Genomic DNA, 16,379 nt, shown 5'->3' with positions numbered 1-16,379 from the left:
CGGTTCACCATTGCAAGCTTAACCTGGCACGCCTTCCATGCACTTTTCCCGTTTTTGCCTCCTCGTCTCCCTTAGCGCCGGCCTGCTGCCCGCCATGGCCCAGGAACAAGCGGCGGCGCCCGGCGACCCGGTGAACCAGGAAATGCAGCAGGTCGTCGACGTGCAAGGCACGCGCGATCCCGACCTGCGCCCCTACCGCACCATGCTCAAGGGACTCGACGCGTATGCCGACCACCAGCGCCTAGCGCCGGACGCGCCGCTGCGCTTCATGCTGGTTCCCGCCACGCCCCAGGCCCGGCTCGATGGCGTGACCTTGCACCTGTCGGCCGACAACCTGTCCATCCCCGTGCCCCTGGCGGCGGACGGCAGCTTCACCTTGACGCGCGACAAGACGGCCTACGATGCGAATGCCGACCTGGTCAGCAACAAGAAGCGCGATACCCTGCGCTGGCGCGCCGACATCCATACGCCGGGACTGCCCGCGAACGTGCGCCGCCTGGGCGACTTGCGCCTGGAATGCGAAATCCGCTGGGCAGTCGAACAGGACCAGCTCCCCTTCGTCCGGCGCAACCTGTTCCGCCTGGCGGGCGGACCGTGCCACTCATCGCTGATCCACGTACCGTTTCCCGTGCTGCGCAAGCTGCTGGCCGTGCAGGCGCGCTCGGGCGAGCGCACGCTGGACATCCGCGTCACGCAAGACCGCCAGCGCTTCGTGCCGCCGCTGCATGACGTGACCTGGGACGACAATACCCTGCTGACCCTGACCTATGCCGACGACGGAAAAATAGCCGGAGCCGCCCCGGCAGCGCCGTTGAAGGCAGCGCAGCGCCAGTGATGCGCGCCGGGGAAGCCAGGTCAAGTATTTCCACAAGGATTTTTATATTTACTGAGAGTAATAAAAAAGTGTGCTCTAATATCGCCTCTTAAATGAAAAGCAATTATTTCCAGGCTGGCTCCGCCAGGTGCAGGGAGATACGCGATGGGGATAGGTCGATATGATGATGGAACACACTGGCATGGCGCCCAAGCGCCCGCCGCGCAATGACTGGAAGAGGGAATGCCGGCAGTTTGCAGGGGCAAGTGGCGCAGCTGGAAGAGCGCCTGAAACGCCAGAGCGCGGACAGTTATGGCTTGCAAATGCTGTATGACCAATTGGTCAATGAAATCAAGCACCACCGCGACATGCTGCAGCTCGACAGCTTCGATGCGGAGAAATCATCGCTCGTCTACACGCAAGCCTGGCGCCGCTTCATGGCCGGCGATGCGCTCGACTACCAGACGCACCGCCACACCAATTCCCGCAGCCGCCCCACCCTGCTGTAGTCAGAGTTCCGCCAGCGCCTTCACGTGCGCCGCCACACTGCGGCCCAGCGACGACAGGTTGTAGCCCCCTTCGAGACAGCTGACGATGCGCCCCTTGCCATACTGATGGGCCACGGCCATCATCTGCTGCGTCATCCACGTGTAGTCGGCCTCCACCAGGCCCATGCCGCCCACGTCGTCTTCGCGGTGGGCATCGAAACCGGCGGAAATGAAAATCATCTGCGGCTGCTGCCGGTGCAGCGCGGGCAGCCAGTGATCGAGCACCAGCTGGCGCACGGCGTCACCCTTCGAGCGGGCCGGCACGGGCACGTTGACGCGCGTATCCGTATACGATTCGACGTCGCTGTACGGATAGAACGGGTGCTGGAAAAAACTCACCATCAGGATGCGCGGGTCGTTCGCCACGGATTCGGCCGTGCCATTGCCGTGATGTACATCAAAGTCGACGATGGCGACCCGTTCAAGCCCGCGCACGTCGAGCGCATGCTTGGCGGCGATGGCGATATTATTGAACAGGCAAAAACCCATCGGTTCGCTGGGCCGCGCATGGTGGCCGGGCGGGCGGATCGCGCAAAAGGCGTTGCTGATCTCGCCATCGATGACGGCGTCCGTGGCGGCCACGGCCGAGCCAGCGGCCGCCAGCGCCGCCTCGTAGCTGTGCGCGTTGAGCAGGGTGTCGCCGTCGAGCGGATAGTAATCGCCCGCCGGCGGCACGTTGTCGCGCACCAGGCCGATGGCCGTGGCGCTGTGGTTGCGCTCGATATCGGACAATTGCGCGCGCACGCCGTCGCGGTGCTCGACCAGGTCGCTGATGTGCGCGAGGATCAATTGATCGTTGATGGCCTGCAAGCGGGCCGGCGATTCGGGATGCCAGTCGCCCATTTCGTGGCGCTGGCAATCGGGATGGGTATAAATGGCTGTGCTCATGCGCTGTACTGGTTACCTCTGTCTCTATCCATTCTCCGGGAACACTGCATGGCATTCCTGTTCGCCCTGCGCGTTCTCGCATAAAATCACTGGCTGGTCTGTGCCGCCCTGGCCGTCCTTGCTGCCTCTCTAATCTACCACGAGCGCGCAACGGGCGGGCGGCGCGCTTTGACCTAGCCAAAGCGATTGTAAATTAAATAATCCATCGTACTGTGATAGAAATAGCATGTTTTCGAAAATACACCAGGCCGCACAGCAGATCGGCGAAGTTCTCGTCGGCAAACAGTTACAGATCCGCCAGACCCTCGCCTGCGTGCTGGCGGGCGGCCACCTGCTGATCGAAGACGTGCCCGGCGTGGGCAAGACGACGCTGGCGCATGCGCTGGCCATCTCGCTGGGCCTGCAATGGAAGCGCCAGCAATTTACCAGCGACCTGCTGCCGGCCGACGTGGCCGGCATGAGCGTGTATGACCGGGGCAGCGCCAGTTTCATTTTTCATCCAGGCCCCCTGTTTACCCAGGTGCTGCTGGCCGACGAGATCAACCGCGCCACGCCGAAGACCCAATCGGGCTTGCTCGAAGCGATGGAAGAGCGGCAAGTGACGCTCGACGGCGTCACGCGCGCGCTGCCGCAGCCGTTTTTCGTCATCGCCACGCAAAACTGCGCACACCAGCTGGGCACCTTCCCCCTGCCCGAATCGCAGCTCGACCGTTTTCTCATGTGCGTCACCCTGGGCTACCCGGATGCGGCCGCCGAACGGGAACTGCTGCTGGGCGCCGACCGCCGCGCCATGCTGCAAACCTTGCCAGCCGTCATGAACGCGGAAGAATTGCTGCAGGCGCAGGCGGGCTTGCGCACCATCCACGCTTCGCCTGCCGTGGTCGACTACGTGCTGGCCCTCGTGCATGCCACCCGCGTGCCGGGCGTGTTTGCCGATGGCCTCAGTCCGCGCGCCGCGCTGGCCCTGCTGCAGGCGGCGCGCGCCTGGGCCGCCCTGGCCGGACGCGACCACGTCACGCCCGACGATGTGCAAGCCGTGCTGCTGCCCGTCTGCGCCCACCGCCTGCATGCGGCGCAAGGAGCCTCGGATAGCCGCGCGCTGCTGCAGCACATGCTCTTGAACACGCCCGTCTGACCGGCATGCGCTGGCGCAATGTTTCCTGGCTGCCGGCACGCCCCTGGCTGGGCGCGCAGCGCGTGCACATCCGCCCCTCGCGCGCGGGCCTGGCCTTTGCGGTGCTGCTGCTGGCGCTGTGGATCGCCGCCGTCAACTACGGCCTGGGCCTGGGCTACGCCCTGACGTACTTCGCGGCCGCCTGCGCCATCGCCGACATGCTGTTTACAAGCCGCAACCTGGCGGGCCTGGCCTTGGCCGCCACGCCCGGCAAGCCCGTCTTCACGGGCAGCCATGCCCTGTTCACCTTGCGCCTGATCAACCGCAGCGCGCGCCCGCGCCATGCGATCCACCTGGCCGCGTTCGGCTCGCCGGCAGCGCCCAGCCTGGCCGACATCGCCGCCCACGGCGAAACGGCCGTCAGCATCGGCGTAGCGGCGCAGCAACGGGGATGGCTCGCGGCTCCTCCCGTGCGCCTGTCCGGCCGTTTTCCGCTGGGCCTGTTTGTTGCCTGGTGCCACTGGCAGCCGGAGGCGCGCGTGCTCGTGTATCCGCAGCCCGAGCACAACGCGCCGCCGCTGCCCTTGCCGGCCGGCACGGTGCGGCAGGTGCAACAAGCACAACCGCCGCGCACGTCCGGCGGCGCCCTGGAGCTGGCCGGCGTGCGCGCCTACCAGCCCGGCGACCCGTTGCACCGACTGGCCTGGCGCCACATCGCCCGCCATGACGGCGAGCATTTATTCAGCAAACAATTCCAGCCTGCCACCGACGCGCAGGCGGGCGCAGCCCCTGGCAGCATCATGCTTGAGCACGCCGCCCTGCACGCGCTGGCGCCGGAAGCGCGTTTGTCTCGCCTGGCCGCCTGGGTGCTGACAGCGGAGCGGGACGGCCAGCCCTATGGCTTGCGCCTGGGCGCGCTGACCGTGGCGCCGGGCCTGGGCCTCAGCCAGCGCGACGCCTGCCTGCGCGCGCTGGCCCTGCATGACTTACCTCCCAGCAAGGAGTCACCATGATCCGCTGGTTTAACAGCTTGCCGCGCGACAAGGCCGACATGCTGCTGCTGTTGCTGGCCGCCGCCATGGTGCTGGCGCCGCACGCGCTGCACCTGCCTGCGTGGCTGTCGGTGGCCGCCGCCGCGCTGCTGCTGTGGCGCGCCATCATTACCGTGCGGGGCCGGCGCCAGCCGCCGCTCACGCTGCTCGCGCCGCTGGCCTTGCTGGGCATCGCCGGCGTGTACGCCAGCTATGGCAGCGTGCTGGGACGCGATCCCGGCGTAGCCATGCTGGCCCTGCTGCTGGCCTTGAAATCGCTGGAAATGCATGGCCGGCGCGATATCTTCGTCTTCGTCTTCCTCAGTTTTTTCCTCCTGCTGGCGAACTTCTTCCATGCGCAAGGCATCCTCAGCGCCGCCTGGATGCTGGCTACCGTCCTCGTCTTGCTGGCCGGCCTGCTGTCGGCCCAGTACGGCACGCTGCAGCCGCGCCTGGCGCAAAGATTAAGTTTGCTGGGACGCATGCTGGCGCTGGCCCTTCCCCTGGCGGCCCTGATGTTTCTTGCCGTGCCGCGCATCGACGGCCCCCTGTGGGGCGCGCCGCACGAGGGCACGCAGGCGCGCACGGGCTTGTCCGACAGCATGCAACCGGGCGCCATCGCCTCGCTGGCCCTGTCTGGCGAACCCGTCTTCACTGCCCGCTTTTCCGCCCCGCTCCCGCGGCAAGAGCAGCTGTATTGGCGCGGCGTGGTGCTGGGAGACTACGACGGCGCCACCTGGACGCGCCGGGGCGCGAAGGGGCGCGCGCCTGCCGGCGACAGCCGCATCGACATCGCGCTGGAAGGCCGGCCCAGCCAATATGAGGTGACCTTGCAGGCAAGCGGCCAGCGGCGCATCTTCGCGCTCGACGTGCCCCGCAGCATCGAACGCTTGCCCGGCAATCCCTACGTCGTGTCGTCCGCGCTGGAAGTGCTGACCATACAGCCTATTACTTCGACCGTACGTTACCGCGTCAGTTCCCACTCCCGCTACCAGCTGCAGGCCGGCTTGTCTTTGACCCAGCAGCAACCCTGGCTGGCCTTGCCCGCCGGCAGCAATCCGCGCAGCGTGGCCTGGGCACGCGCCCTGCGCGGCAGCGGCGCGCAGATGCTGGCGCCCGCCGACGCCATCACCGCCGTGCTGGAGCACTTCCGCCGCGCGCCCTTCCGCTACACCCTGCAGCCGCCGCTGCTGGGCAAGCATGGCGTCGACGACTTCCTGTTTACGACGCAGGCGGGCTTTTGCGAACATTACGCGGGCAGCTTCGTCGTGCTGATGCGCGCCATGGGCATACCCGCGCGCGTCGTCACCGGTTACCAGGGCGGCGCACGCAACAGTGACGGTGCCAGCCTGACGGTGCGCCAGTCCGATGCCCACGCCTGGAGCGAAGTGTGGCTGGCGGGCCGGGGCTGGGTGCGCATCGATCCCACGGGCGCCGTCGCACCCCTGCGCACCGAGCGCAACCTGGACGCCGCCCTGCCGCCGGCACCGTCGCCGTTGACGGCGTGGCGCGCCCTGGCCGGCCTCGATGGCGGCGCGCACGGGGCGCTTGCCGCCTGGCGCCAGCAATGGCAGCAGGCCGAGCAAGCCTGGAGCAGCTGGGTGCTCGACACCACGCCGCAGCGCCAGCGCGCCATGCTCGATGGCTTGAAAAACTTGCCAGCGAAGAGACACTGGCACTGGCTTGCGCCGTGCTGGCCCTGCTGTCCGCCGTGGCCGGCGCACTGGTCTGGTGGCGCCAAGCCCGGCAAGGCGATCCGCTCGACGCCCTGTACGCGCAGTTTTGCCGCCAGCAGGCGCGGCGCGGCCACAGCCGTGCGCCGCATGAAGGCCCGCACGGTTATGCTGCGCGCCTGGCCGCAGGCAAGGCCACACCCGAGGCGCACGCCGCCATCGCACAGTTTCTGGCAATCTATGCCGCGATGAAGTATGGTAATGCCAACCCAGACGAACAACTCCGCGCGCGGCGCAGCTTGCGCCGCCTGTTAACCCAATGCCGATGAGACGCTCCTTGTTACCGATCAAAACCTCCGCCCTGTCCCTGCTCCTCTCCTTTCCCCTGTGCCTGGCCACCGCGCACGCCGGCGAAAACAGCCATATTTCCGCCGCCGACCGCGCCCGTGCCGTGCGCGCGGCCAAGGCCCCGCCCGCCAAGGTCGCAGCCAAAAAAGCACCGGCAAAATTCGACTTCGAAGGCGAGTTTGTCGACTATGCCAACTGGAAAGAAGTCCGCGCCTTCCTCGACGAGATGTCTGCCAAGCATGGCTTTGACCGCGCCGGACTCGACACCCTGATCGGCAAGGTGCGCTATGTCGAGTCGACCGTGCAGCTGATGAAACCGGCGCCGCCGGGCAAGCCGAAGAACTGGCAAGCGTACAGCGCGCGCTTCATCGAGCCGGTGCGCATCAATGCGGGCGTGAAATTCTGGGAAGAGAACGCGGAAGCGCTGGCGCGCGCCGAGCGTGAATATGGCGTGCCGGCCGAGATCATCGTCGGCATCATCGGCGTGGAAACCGTGTACGGACGCAATACGGGCCGCTTCCGCGTGCTCGACGCGCTGACCACCCTGGCGTTTTCCTATCCGGAAAGCCCGACGCGGGCCGCACGCATGGAATTTTTCAAGGGAGAACTGGAAAACGCGCTGCTGTACGCGCGCAAGGATGGCATCGATCCGCTGACCCTGCTCGGCTCGTATGCGGGCGCCATCGGCCTGCCGCAGTTCATGCCTAGCAGCATCATGAAATATGCGGTGGACTTCGATGGCGATAGTCATATCGACCTGCGCAACTCCACGGCCGACGCCATCGGCAGCGTCGCGCATTTCCTCGTCGAACACGGCTGGCGGCGCGACGATCCGGCCATCAGCACCTATCCTGTCACCGTCTCGGCCAGCCGCGCCTGGGAAAAATTCATCGGCCAGGGCTTGCAGGCCAAGTACCGGCTGGGGGAATTGCAGGAAGCGGGCGTGAGCACCGTCGCGGCCACGCCCCAGAACATGCTGTTCGGCTTGATCGACTTACAAAATGGTTCAGAAGCAACTGAGTATCACTTGGCAACCAATAACTTCTTTGCTATAACTCAGTACAACAGAAGTTATTTTTATGCCATGTCAGTCATTGACCTGGGCAAGGCCATCAGCCAAGTGCGCGCACGCTAACCGAAAGTCATGTAAAGTTATAATATTACTTGTAAGAAAGCGTAAGGGATGTTGAAGCGGCCACCAAACAAGACTATGGTAGGGCCGATAACATGTGCCAGCCTCGCTCGCCAGCCTTTGTGCGGCACGGAATACGGAAATGGTTTTATACTTAACTTTTGTCAAAGTACAATTTTTGTTCTATCATGGAGCATAATAAAGAATAAATAGGTGTTGCAACCAGACAACACCGATTCTGTACAAAGCAAGATTAGCAGGCTTTCCGGTCTGAAATTGAATCCTGTTGTACAATTGTGTATATATCATGAAAAACTGTATCCCGGATCGTACCGTGTGTGAATTCGTTCCTTTTAGTAAAGAATGAACATGAACGCAGCAAGAGCGAGCTCCGAGTGTTTTTTACTTTGCAGTGCAACTACAGAAGGAACAATAACATCATGACAAACCAAGTCGGCATTGATATGAACAGCGATTCGGACTCCGACGATCTGCTTCAATACAACCCAAAAGATTGCTCGATACCCTGATCGAAAACCTGCGCCTGAAAAACGACGCAGCCTTGTCCCGCGCGCTGGAAGTAGCGCCACCGGTCATCAGCAAAATCCGTCACCACCGCCTGCCGGTCGGCGCATCGCTGTTGATCCGCATGCACGAAGTCAGCGACCTGAGCATCCGCGACCTGCGTTACCTGATGGGTGACCGTCGTAACAAATTCCGCATCAGCGACAAACAATTCAAGCCAAAAGAAGGCGAAACGCCACAAGGCTGATCCTGCCAGTTTCGCAGGTTTTCCCTCCCCGCCGTGGGGAGGGGGTAGTTTTCAGCAGTTCTCAGGCCGTCCTGGCCAACATCAGTTCCATGACTTCAGCCGTTACGCAGGGAAAACACCGGTCGACAGATAACGGTCGCCGCGGTCGCACACGACGAATACGATGGTCGCGTTTTCCACCGTTTGCGAGATGCGCAGCGCGATTTCGCACGCACCGGCTGCGGAGATGCCGCAAAACAAGCCCTCTTCCGCCGCCAGGCTGCGCGCCATGCGCTCGGCCACGCCCTGGCTCACGTATTCCACCTGGTCCACGCGCGACTTGTCGTAGATTTTCGGCAAATAGGCTTCCGGCCATTTGCGGATGCCGGGAATCTGCGAACCTTCCTCGGGCTGGGCGCCGATGATCTGGATGGCGGGATTCTGTTCTTTCAAATAGCGCGACACGCCCATGATGGTGCCCGTCGTGCCCATGGCGCTGACAAAATGCGTGACCTGGCCGTTGGTATCGCGCCAGATTTCCGGTCCCGTGCTCTCATAGTGGGCGCGCGAATTGTCTTCGTTGGCGAACTGGTCGAGGATCACGCCGCGGCCATCCTTCTGCATCTGCTCGGCCAGGTCGCGCGCATATTCCATGCCGCCCGTCTTCGGCGTCAATAAAATGTCGGCGCCGTAGGCGGCCATGCTCTGGCGGCGCTCCACGCTGAGGTTATCGGGCATCAAGAGCAGCATCTTGTAGTAGCCGCGCAAGGCGGCGGCCATGGCCAGGGCGATGCCCGTATTGCCGCTGGTCGCCTCGATCAGGGTATCGCCCGGCTTGATGACGCCGCGCTCTTCAGCGCGCTTGAGCATGGACATGGCCGCACGGTCCTTCACGGAGCCGGCCGGATTGTTGCCTTCCAGCTTGCCCAGGATGACGTTGTTGCGCGCAAGCGCATCGGCGCCCGGCAAGCGCGTCAGCTGCACCAGCGGGGTATTGCCTATCGTATCTTCAAGTGTCTTGTAAGCCATCGTGTCTGTTTGAGTAATTTCAACAAAGACCCATTCTAATATGAGATGCTGGGCAGCGTATCGCTGATCGGCGGAGGCATCCGGGTTCGCGTGCGCGTGCGCGCATGCCGCCGCATGCCGCATGGCGCCTGCCGCACCGCCATTTCCGGGCATGCGCAGAGGGTATTGCGGCGGGCGCGCGCCGCATGCGCTAGACTCGCCACTGTTAGTTATTTTTGTTATTTGCTTATTCAGCCTCCGATCGGACTCGCCATGGCCAGCAGCACCCCCGAATTCATTCCCGAAACGACGCAGGACGATTCCGTCCAGTTCGCCACGCTCGACTTGCAGGGCCGCAGCCACCAGATCTCGCCCGTCTTCAATGCGCCCGAACTGCAGCGCTTGCAGCGCTATGGCACGCGGCAGCGCTTTGCCGATGGCGAGACGCTGTTCGAGGCGGGCAGCAGCAGCTTCGGCATGCTGGTGATACTGTCCGGACGCGTCAGCATCAAGCGCCACGAAGTGCTGGGGCAGGCGTCCGTGCTGCGCGAAGTGGGCGTCGGCCATTTCATTGCCGAGGTGGCGCAATTGTCCGGCCGCCCCACCCTCGTCAATGGCAGCGCCGTGGGCGAGGTGGAATTGCTCGACATCAGCTCGGAATCCCTGCGCGCGCTGATCGTGGCCGAGGCGGAGATGGGCGAACGCATCGTGCGCGCCCTGATCCTGCGCCGCGTGGCGCTGATCGAATCGAATTCGGGCGGCCCCGTGCTGGTGGGCCCGCGCGGCAATGGCAATCTGTTCCACCTGCAAAGCTTTCTGTCGAGCAATGGCCACCCGCACACGGTGCTCGATCCGACCAGCGATGCGGCCGCCGCCGCGCTGGCCCAGCGCTACCAGCCCACGCCGCAGGAATGGCCGCTGGTGGTCTGTCCGGACGGCAAGATCATGAAAAATCCCGGCAATGCGGAACTGGGGCGCTGCCTGGGCATGCTGCCCGACTTGTCCGGCGACAAGATCTTCGACGTGCTGGTGGTGGGCGCGGGGCCGGCAGGCCTGGCCACGGCCGTGTATGCGGCCTCCGAAGGCTTGTCGGTGCTGGCGCTGGAACAGCGCGCGTATGGCGGCCAGGCGGGCGCCAGCGCGCGCATCGAAAATTACCTGGGGTTTCCCACCGGTATCTCCGGCCGGGCGCTGGCGGGACGTGCCTATGTGCAGGCGCAAAAGTTCGGCGTCGAAATCGCCACCCCGGCCAGCGCCGCCAACTTGCTGTGCGACACCTGGCCGCTGCGCGTCAACTTGTGCGACGGCACGCAGGTGCGCGCCCGCACGGTGGTGCTGTCGTGCGGCGCGCGCTACCGCCGCCCCTCGCTGGCCAACCTGAAAACGTATGAGGGACGGGGCGTGTATTACTGGGCCTCACCCATCGAAGCCAAGCTGTGCCGGCAGGAAGAGATCATCCTGGTCGGCGGCGGCAATTCGGCCGGCCAGGCGGCCGTGTTCCTCTCCGGCCACGCCGCCAAGGTCCACATGGTGATCCGCGGCGAAGGGCTGGCGGCCAGCATGTCTAGCTACCTGATCGAGCGCATCGCCGCCACGCCCAACATCACCTTGCACACGCACACGGAAATCATCGCCCTCGAAGGCGACGACGATGGCTTGACGGAAGTGCGCTGGCGCAACAACCAGACGGGCACAGAGTGCGATTGCGCCGTGCGCCGCGTGTTCCTGTTCGTGGGCGCCGATCCGAACACGGACTGGCTGCACGACTGCGCCGTGGCCGTCGATGAACAGGGCTTTATCCGCACGGGCTTCGACGTCACGCGCGCCGAATGCCGCGCCCACGGCCACGCCGCGCTGTTGACCGAGCCGCCTCCCGACCTGCCCGAGCGGGCCGCGCTGGAAACGAGCGTGCCGGGCGTGTTCGCCATCGGCGACGTGCGTGCCGGTTCGACCAAGCGCGTGGCCGCCGCCGTCGGCGAAGGCGCGGCCGTCGTTTCCCAGATTCACGGCTTCCTGGCGCGGCTGCCGGCGGGCTCGGCCTGAAATCGTGCATTGTAGAAACTGCTACAATCGGCTCTCGCCATCCCGTTGAAAGAGTCCGCATGCCCCACACCACCAGGCTTTCCCCGCGCCGCAGCATGCCCGCGGCCCGCTGACGGTGCGCCGCATGCTCGTCAAACTATTGCTACTGGGCACGCTATTTGCCGTGCTCAGCATCGCCGCCCTGTACAGCTACGGGCGCTTTGCCCAGCGTTCGCTGGGCGCGCCAGGAATGGCCTTGCCCGTGGCGATGGATGCCACCCTGCTCGACCGCGTGCTGGCGCCGCAACTGGCGCAACGCCCGGGCCACAGCGGCACGGCCCTGATCGACGACAACCTGGAAGCGTTCGCCCTGCGCGCCCTGAGCGCGCGCGAAGCGGGCCGCAGCATCGACCTGCAGTACTACATCTGGCATAACGACGTCACGGGCCGCCTGCTCGTGCGCGAACTGCTGCGCGCGGCCGACCGCGGCGTGCGCGTGCGCGTATTGCTCGACGACATCAATGCGCGGGGCCAGGACGCCGCCATCCTCGCGCTCGACAGCCACCCGCTGATCGACGTGCGCATCTTCAATCCAAGCCGCAACCGCGACGGCATCTGGTGGCGCGCCGTGGAAATGGCCTTGCGCGCCGTCAGCCTGAACCGGCGCATGCACAACAAGGCCTGGATCGTCGACGGCAGGGTCGCCCTGGTCGGCGGGCGCAATATCGGCGATGAATACTTCGATGCCGCCGAGCAAGTCAATTTCCAGGATGCCGACTTGCTGCTGGTGGGCCCCGCCGTGCAGCAGACGAGCGACATCTTCGACCGCTTCTGGAACAGCCGCGCCGTCCTCCCCATCGGTGCCTTGCATGCAGGCAAGAACGCGGGTGCGCCCGAATTGCAGGCGGTGCGCGCCCGCCTCGATGCGCTGACGGGAGAACTGGGCGCTTCGCCGTATTTGCGGCAACTGACCGACACGGGCCAGCTGCAGGCCCACCTCGATGGCCGGCTGCGGCTGCACTGGAGCGCGCAAGTGCAGGTGCTGTCGGACCCGCCGGAAAAAGCCGCGCCCGTGGCCAGCCTGCAGCGCAGCGAGCACTGGCTCATGCACAGCCTGCTGCCCCTGCTGACGCAGGCGCGCGAAGAAGCGCTGCTGACTTCGCCCTACTTCGTGCCCGGCACGGCGCTGAGCACGCTGCTGGGCGACAAGGTCGCGGCCGGCGTCCAGGTCAAGGTGCTGACCAACTCGCTGGCGGCCACCGACGTGGCCCTCGTGCATGCGGGCTATGCGCGCTACCGCCAGCTGCTGCTCGATGGCGGCGTCGACCTGTATGAATTGAAGACGCAGCATCGCAAGCGCATCAGCCTGATGGGTTCGAGCCGCGCCAGCCTGCATACCAAGGCCGTGGTGGTCGATGGCCGGCGTGGTTTCGTCGGCTCCTTCAACCTCGATCCCCGCTCGGCCCAGCTGAACACGGAAATGGGCGTGCTGTTCGACGATGCCGCGCTGGCGGCCGACATGCGCGCCCTGTTCCTGCACTCGACCTCGGCCGACACCAGCTACCGCCTGTTCCTCGACGGCGGCGCCTTGCGCTGGTCCGACGCCACCGAGCAGCCCGCCAAGCTATGGACGCACGATCCGGAGTCGGGTTTCTGGCGCCGCATGCTGGTGTCCGTGATGCGCTGGCTGCCGATCGAGTCGCAGCTGTAAACTGGCTGTCGCATAAAAACCCCGCGCGGCCGGTACCACGCGGGGTTTTCTTGCATGCTGCGCGGCACCACCACGCAGCACGCTCTACAACAAAACGCTTATTTTTTCTCGGCTTCCGCTTTCTTCGCCTCGGCGGCAGCCAGTTTCGCTTCTTTCTTCGCGGCAGCGGCAGCAGCCTTCGCTTCTTTCTTGGCAGCGGCAGCCTCCTTCTTCGCTTCGGCGGCCGTCTTCACGGGCGCGGCGCCATCGGCTGCGGCGGCGGCAGGCGCTGCAGCGGGCACTGCCTTGGCGGCGGCTTCTTTCTTGGCTGCAGCAGCAGCGGCCTTGGCTTCTTTCTTGGCTGCAGCAGCTTCTTTCTTCGTTTCAGCGGCCGTCTTGGCTGGCGCCGCAGCGGTGTCGGTCGCAGCAGCTGGCTTCGGTGCGGCTTCTTTCGCTGCAACTTCCTTCACAGCAGCTTCCTTTTTTGCCGGGGCAGCCTTCGCCGCCGGGGCGGGCGCCGCCGGCGCGCCGGACTTGGCCTGGCCATTCACCTGCAAGCCCGCTTCCGACAGCTTCACGGAGCTTTTCGGGCCGATGCCCTTCACGCGGCTTTCGAAATCGGCCCAATCCTTGAAGGCGCCGCCCTTGGCGCGCTCGTCGATGATGGCTTTCGACGTGACGGGCCCAATGCCCTTGACGCTGTCGAGTGCCGCCTGGTCCGCCTTGTTGACATCGACCTGGGCAAAGGCAAAGCCCATCGTCGCGATCAGGGTGGCGATGGCCAGCAGTATTTTTTTGAACATGGGTATCTCTCCGTGATGTGGTTTCAAGATGACTCGAACGCAAGGGAGGAACAGCGCCTTAACGGCTTTAACGGCTGTGGCGTGATATGGTTGACAAGACGGCACGGCAGAACGGCAGGAAAACCTGCGCCAGATCAAACGGCCTGACGCAGGTAGTGCAACAATTTACTGCGGGAACAGCTCCTCGCGGGTGACGGTGGCCGTGCCCAGCTTGCCGACGACGATGCCACCGGCGCGGTTGGCCGTGCGCACGGCGTCGCCCAGGCCCATGCCTGCGCCCAACATGGCCGCCATGGTGGCGATCACCGTGTCGCCGGCGCCCGAGACGTCGAACACTTCGCGCGCATCGGTGGGCATGTGCAGCACGTCATCGGCCGTGTACAGGCTCATGCCTTCTTCCGAACGCGTCAGCAGCAAGGCGTCCAGCCCCAGCTGCGCGCGCATCTGCTGCGCGCGTTCCGTGAGTTGCTCTTCCGTGCTCCAGCTGCCGACCACGCGGCGCAGCTCGGACTTGTTCGGAGTGAGCACTGACGCTCCCGCATAGCGGCTGAAATCATCGCCTTTCGGATCGACCATGACGATCTTGCCGGCGGCGCGGGCCGCCTTGATCATCTCGGCCACGTTCACCAGGCTGCCCTTGGCGTAATCGGACAGGATCACCACGTCGTAGCTGGGCAACAGCGCGTTGAATTGCTTGAGCTTGTCGCGCAGCACCGTGTCGCTGGGCGCATCCTCGAAATCGATGCGCAGCATCTGCTGCTGGCGGCCGATCACGCGCAGCTTGATGATGGTGGAAATGGCCGCGTCGCGCTGCAGATAGCTGTGGATGCCGCCGCCTTCGAGCAGGCGCTCGACCTGGCTGCCGGCCTCGTCGTCGCCCACCACGCCCAGCAAGCTCGTCTTCGCGCCCAGCGCGGCCGCGTTGCGCGCCACGTTGGCCGCGCCGCCCAGGCGCTCTTCGCGCTTCTCGATGCGCACGATGGGCACGGGCGCTTCCGGCGAAATACGGCTGACGTCGCCGAACCAGTAGCGGTCCAGCATCACATCGCCCACCACCAGCAGGCGTACCTGGGCCAATGCGGCCGGCGCCGTCAAGGCGACCACCTCATTGGCGCTCATGCGCGCGTCAGGATCGAGCGACCGATCCCGTGGTATTCGATGCCGTTCTCGGCCATGACGGCCGGCTCGAACAGATTGCGTCCGTCAAAGATCACGGCCTGCTTCAGGCGCGCCTTGACCTGCTCGAAGTCGGGGCTGCGGAAGGCTTTCCATTCCGTCACGATGAGCAGCGCATCGGCGTCCTGCAGCGCATCCTTCGGACTGTCGGCAAAGCGCACCTTCGCCAATTGCTCCGGCGTCAAGTCCAGTTGCAGCACGCGGCGCGCCTCGGCCATGGCGACGGGGTCGTACACGGCCACGGTTGCGCCGCGTCCCAGCAAGTCCGCCAGCAGGACGCGGGCCGACGCTTCGCGCATGTCGTCCGTATTCGGCTTGAAGGCCAGGCCCCACACGGCGAAATGCCGGCCCGTCAAATCTTCGCCGAAGCGAGTGACCACTTTGCGTCCCAGCACCTGCTTCTGCTGGTCGTTGACGGCTTCGACGGCACGCAGGATCAGCAATTCCTGGCCGTAGCCGCGCGCCGTGCGCTCGAGCGCCTGCACGTCTTTCGGGAAGCAGGAACCGCCATAGCCGCAACCGGCGTACAGGAAACTATGGCCGATGCGCGGGTCGGAACCGATGCCATGGCGTACGGCTTCGATATCGACGCCCACCTTGTCGGCCAGGTTCGCCAGTTCATTCATGAAGGAAATGCGCGTGGCCAGCATGGCATTCGCCGCATATTTGGTGAACTCGGCCGAGCGCACGTCCATCCAGTGGGTGCGCTCGTGGTTGCGGTTGAACGGCGCGTACAGGCTTTTCAGCAATTCGCGTGCGCGCTCGCCGTCCGGCGTGGCATCGACGCCGACGACGATGCGGTCCGGGCGCATGAAGTCTTCGACGGCCGCGCCTTCCTTCAGGAATTCCGGGTTCGACGCCACCGAGAACGTGGCGGCCACGCCGCGCGCGTCGAGTTCGCCCTGGATGGCGGCGCGCACTTTTTCAGCCGTGCCGACGGGCACGGTGGACTTGTCGACGATGACCTTGAAGTCCGTCATGTACTTGCCGATGCCGCGCGCGGCGGCCAGCACGTATTGCAAGTCGGCCGAGCCGTCTTCATCGGGCGGCGTGCCGACGGCGATGAATTGCATCACGCCGTGCGCGGCGGCCGCTTCGACGTCGGTGGAAAAGGTCATGCGCCCGGCGGCGCGGTTGCGCGCGACGACTTCTTCCAGGCCCGGTTCATGGATGGGGATGCCGCCGCTGTTGAGCAAAGCGACCTTCTGTGCGTCCAGGTCGAGGCAAAAGACGTCGTTGCCCAGCTCCGCCAGGCAGGCGCCGGTCACGAGGCCAACATAGCCGGTGCCGATAATAGTGATTTTCATGGTTGTGCCGTATTTCTGAAATATAGGTGTTACATACGAGTACACGCCACGTTGCGCGAGGCAAGGTGGCGTGT

Annotated in this window: 13 protein-coding genes and 2 pseudogenes; 10 read left to right on the top strand and 5 right to left on the bottom strand. The window is 65.0% G+C overall.

Annotation, left to right across the window (positions count from 1 at the left end; genetic code table 11):
• The first annotated feature begins 37 nt into the window (after window positions 1-37).
• The gene (locus ACQVLG_RS14735; protein WP_474295330.1) at window positions 38-835 is read left to right on the top strand and encodes a hypothetical protein; all 798 of its coding nucleotides are present in this window, start codon (window positions 38-40) and stop codon (window positions 833-835) included.
• A gap of 206 nt (window positions 836-1,041) precedes the next feature.
• Window positions 1,042-1,323, top strand: coding sequence for a hypothetical protein (locus tag ACQVLG_RS14730; protein WP_474295329.1), 282 nt, complete (start codon window positions 1,042-1,044; stop codon window positions 1,321-1,323).
• Here the strand turns inward: ACQVLG_RS14730 and ACQVLG_RS14725 are convergent, their stop codons facing one another.
• Complete coding sequence (locus ACQVLG_RS14725) at window positions 1,324-2,250, bottom strand: histone deacetylase family protein (protein WP_230538480.1); 927 nt, start codon at window positions 2,248-2,250, stop codon at window positions 1,324-1,326. It abuts the gene before it with no gap.
• Window positions 2,251-2,476: 226 nt separating this feature from the next.
• Between ACQVLG_RS14725 and ACQVLG_RS14720 the strand changes: the two genes are divergently transcribed.
• The 6 genes and pseudogenes from ACQVLG_RS14720 (at window position 2,477) to ACQVLG_RS14695 (ending at window position 8,320) form a co-directional block, all read left to right on the top strand.
• Window positions 2,477-3,385, top strand: a complete 909-nt coding sequence (locus ACQVLG_RS14720) for an AAA family ATPase (RefSeq protein WP_474295326.1) — start codon at window positions 2,477-2,479, stop codon at window positions 3,383-3,385.
• Window positions 3,386-3,390: 5 nt separating this feature from the next.
• Window positions 3,391-4,377: a DUF58 domain-containing protein gene (locus ACQVLG_RS14715; protein ID WP_474295324.1), complete on the top strand. Its 987-nt coding sequence runs from the start codon at window positions 3,391-3,393 to the stop codon at window positions 4,375-4,377.
• Window positions 4,374-5,762: pseudogene (locus ACQVLG_RS14710) on the top strand (transglutaminase TgpA family protein); the annotation flags it as partial. The gene ACQVLG_RS14715 and the pseudogene ACQVLG_RS14710, both read left to right, overlap by 4 nt.
• A gap of 200 nt (window positions 5,763-5,962) precedes the next feature.
• Complete coding sequence (locus ACQVLG_RS14705; protein ID WP_474295648.1) at window positions 5,963-6,397, top strand: DUF4129 domain-containing protein; 435 nt, start codon at window positions 5,963-5,965, stop codon at window positions 6,395-6,397.
• Entirely contained in the window at window positions 6,388-7,551 is a 1,164-nt protein-coding gene (gene mltB, locus ACQVLG_RS14700; RefSeq protein WP_474295323.1) for a lytic murein transglycosylase B, read from the top strand. Before ACQVLG_RS14705 ends, mltB begins: the two co-directional genes overlap by 10 nt.
• A 437-nt stretch (window positions 7,552-7,988) precedes the next feature.
• A pseudogene (locus ACQVLG_RS14695) lies at window positions 7,989-8,320 on the top strand (hypothetical protein).
• Window positions 8,321-8,422: 102 nt separating this feature from the next.
• On the opposite strand, the gene cysM reads toward ACQVLG_RS14695, so the two are convergent.
• Window positions 8,423-9,328 (bottom strand): cysteine synthase CysM, encoded by a 906-nt coding sequence (gene cysM / locus ACQVLG_RS14690; RefSeq protein ID WP_474295321.1) that lies wholly within the window; start codon window positions 9,326-9,328, stop codon window positions 8,423-8,425.
• A gap of 252 nt (window positions 9,329-9,580) precedes the next feature.
• Between cysM and ACQVLG_RS14685 the strand changes: the two genes are divergently transcribed.
• Together ACQVLG_RS14685 and ACQVLG_RS14680 are read left to right on the top strand one after the other, a co-directional pair.
• Window positions 9,581-11,350 (top strand): FAD-dependent oxidoreductase, encoded by a 1,770-nt coding sequence (locus tag ACQVLG_RS14685; RefSeq protein WP_474295319.1) that lies wholly within the window; start codon window positions 9,581-9,583, stop codon window positions 11,348-11,350.
• Window positions 11,351-11,474: 124 nt separating this feature from the next.
• On the top strand, window positions 11,475-13,040 hold the full coding sequence (locus tag ACQVLG_RS14680; RefSeq protein WP_474295317.1) for a phospholipase D family protein: 1,566 nt from the start codon (window positions 11,475-11,477) through the stop codon (window positions 13,038-13,040).
• Window positions 13,041-13,138: 98 nt separating this feature from the next.
• Here the strand turns inward: ACQVLG_RS14680 and ACQVLG_RS14675 are convergent, their stop codons facing one another.
• From ACQVLG_RS14675 to ACQVLG_RS14665, 3 genes are all read right to left on the bottom strand, one after another.
• On the bottom strand, window positions 13,139-13,822 hold the full coding sequence (locus ACQVLG_RS14675) for a ComEA family DNA-binding protein (RefSeq protein ID WP_230538487.1): 684 nt from the start codon (window positions 13,820-13,822) through the stop codon (window positions 13,139-13,141).
• A gap of 165 nt (window positions 13,823-13,987) precedes the next feature.
• The gene (gene rfaE1 / locus ACQVLG_RS14670; protein ID WP_474295314.1) at window positions 13,988-14,941 is read right to left on the bottom strand and encodes a D-glycero-beta-D-manno-heptose-7-phosphate kinase; all 954 of its coding nucleotides are present in this window, start codon (window positions 14,939-14,941) and stop codon (window positions 13,988-13,990) included.
• A complete protein-coding gene (locus tag ACQVLG_RS14665; RefSeq protein WP_474295312.1) occupies window positions 14,938-16,305 on the bottom strand; it encodes a UDP-glucose dehydrogenase family protein in 1,368 nt (455 codons plus the stop codon). The genes rfaE1 and ACQVLG_RS14665 overlap by 4 nt, the downstream gene beginning before the upstream one ends.
• Window positions 16,306-16,379 lie beyond the last annotated feature (74 nt).

Source organism: Janthinobacterium sp. TPC_1 (assembly GCF_056037845.1).
The sequence above is the reverse complement of the archived record's forward strand: the minus strand, read 5'-3'. Positions and strand labels throughout refer to the sequence as shown.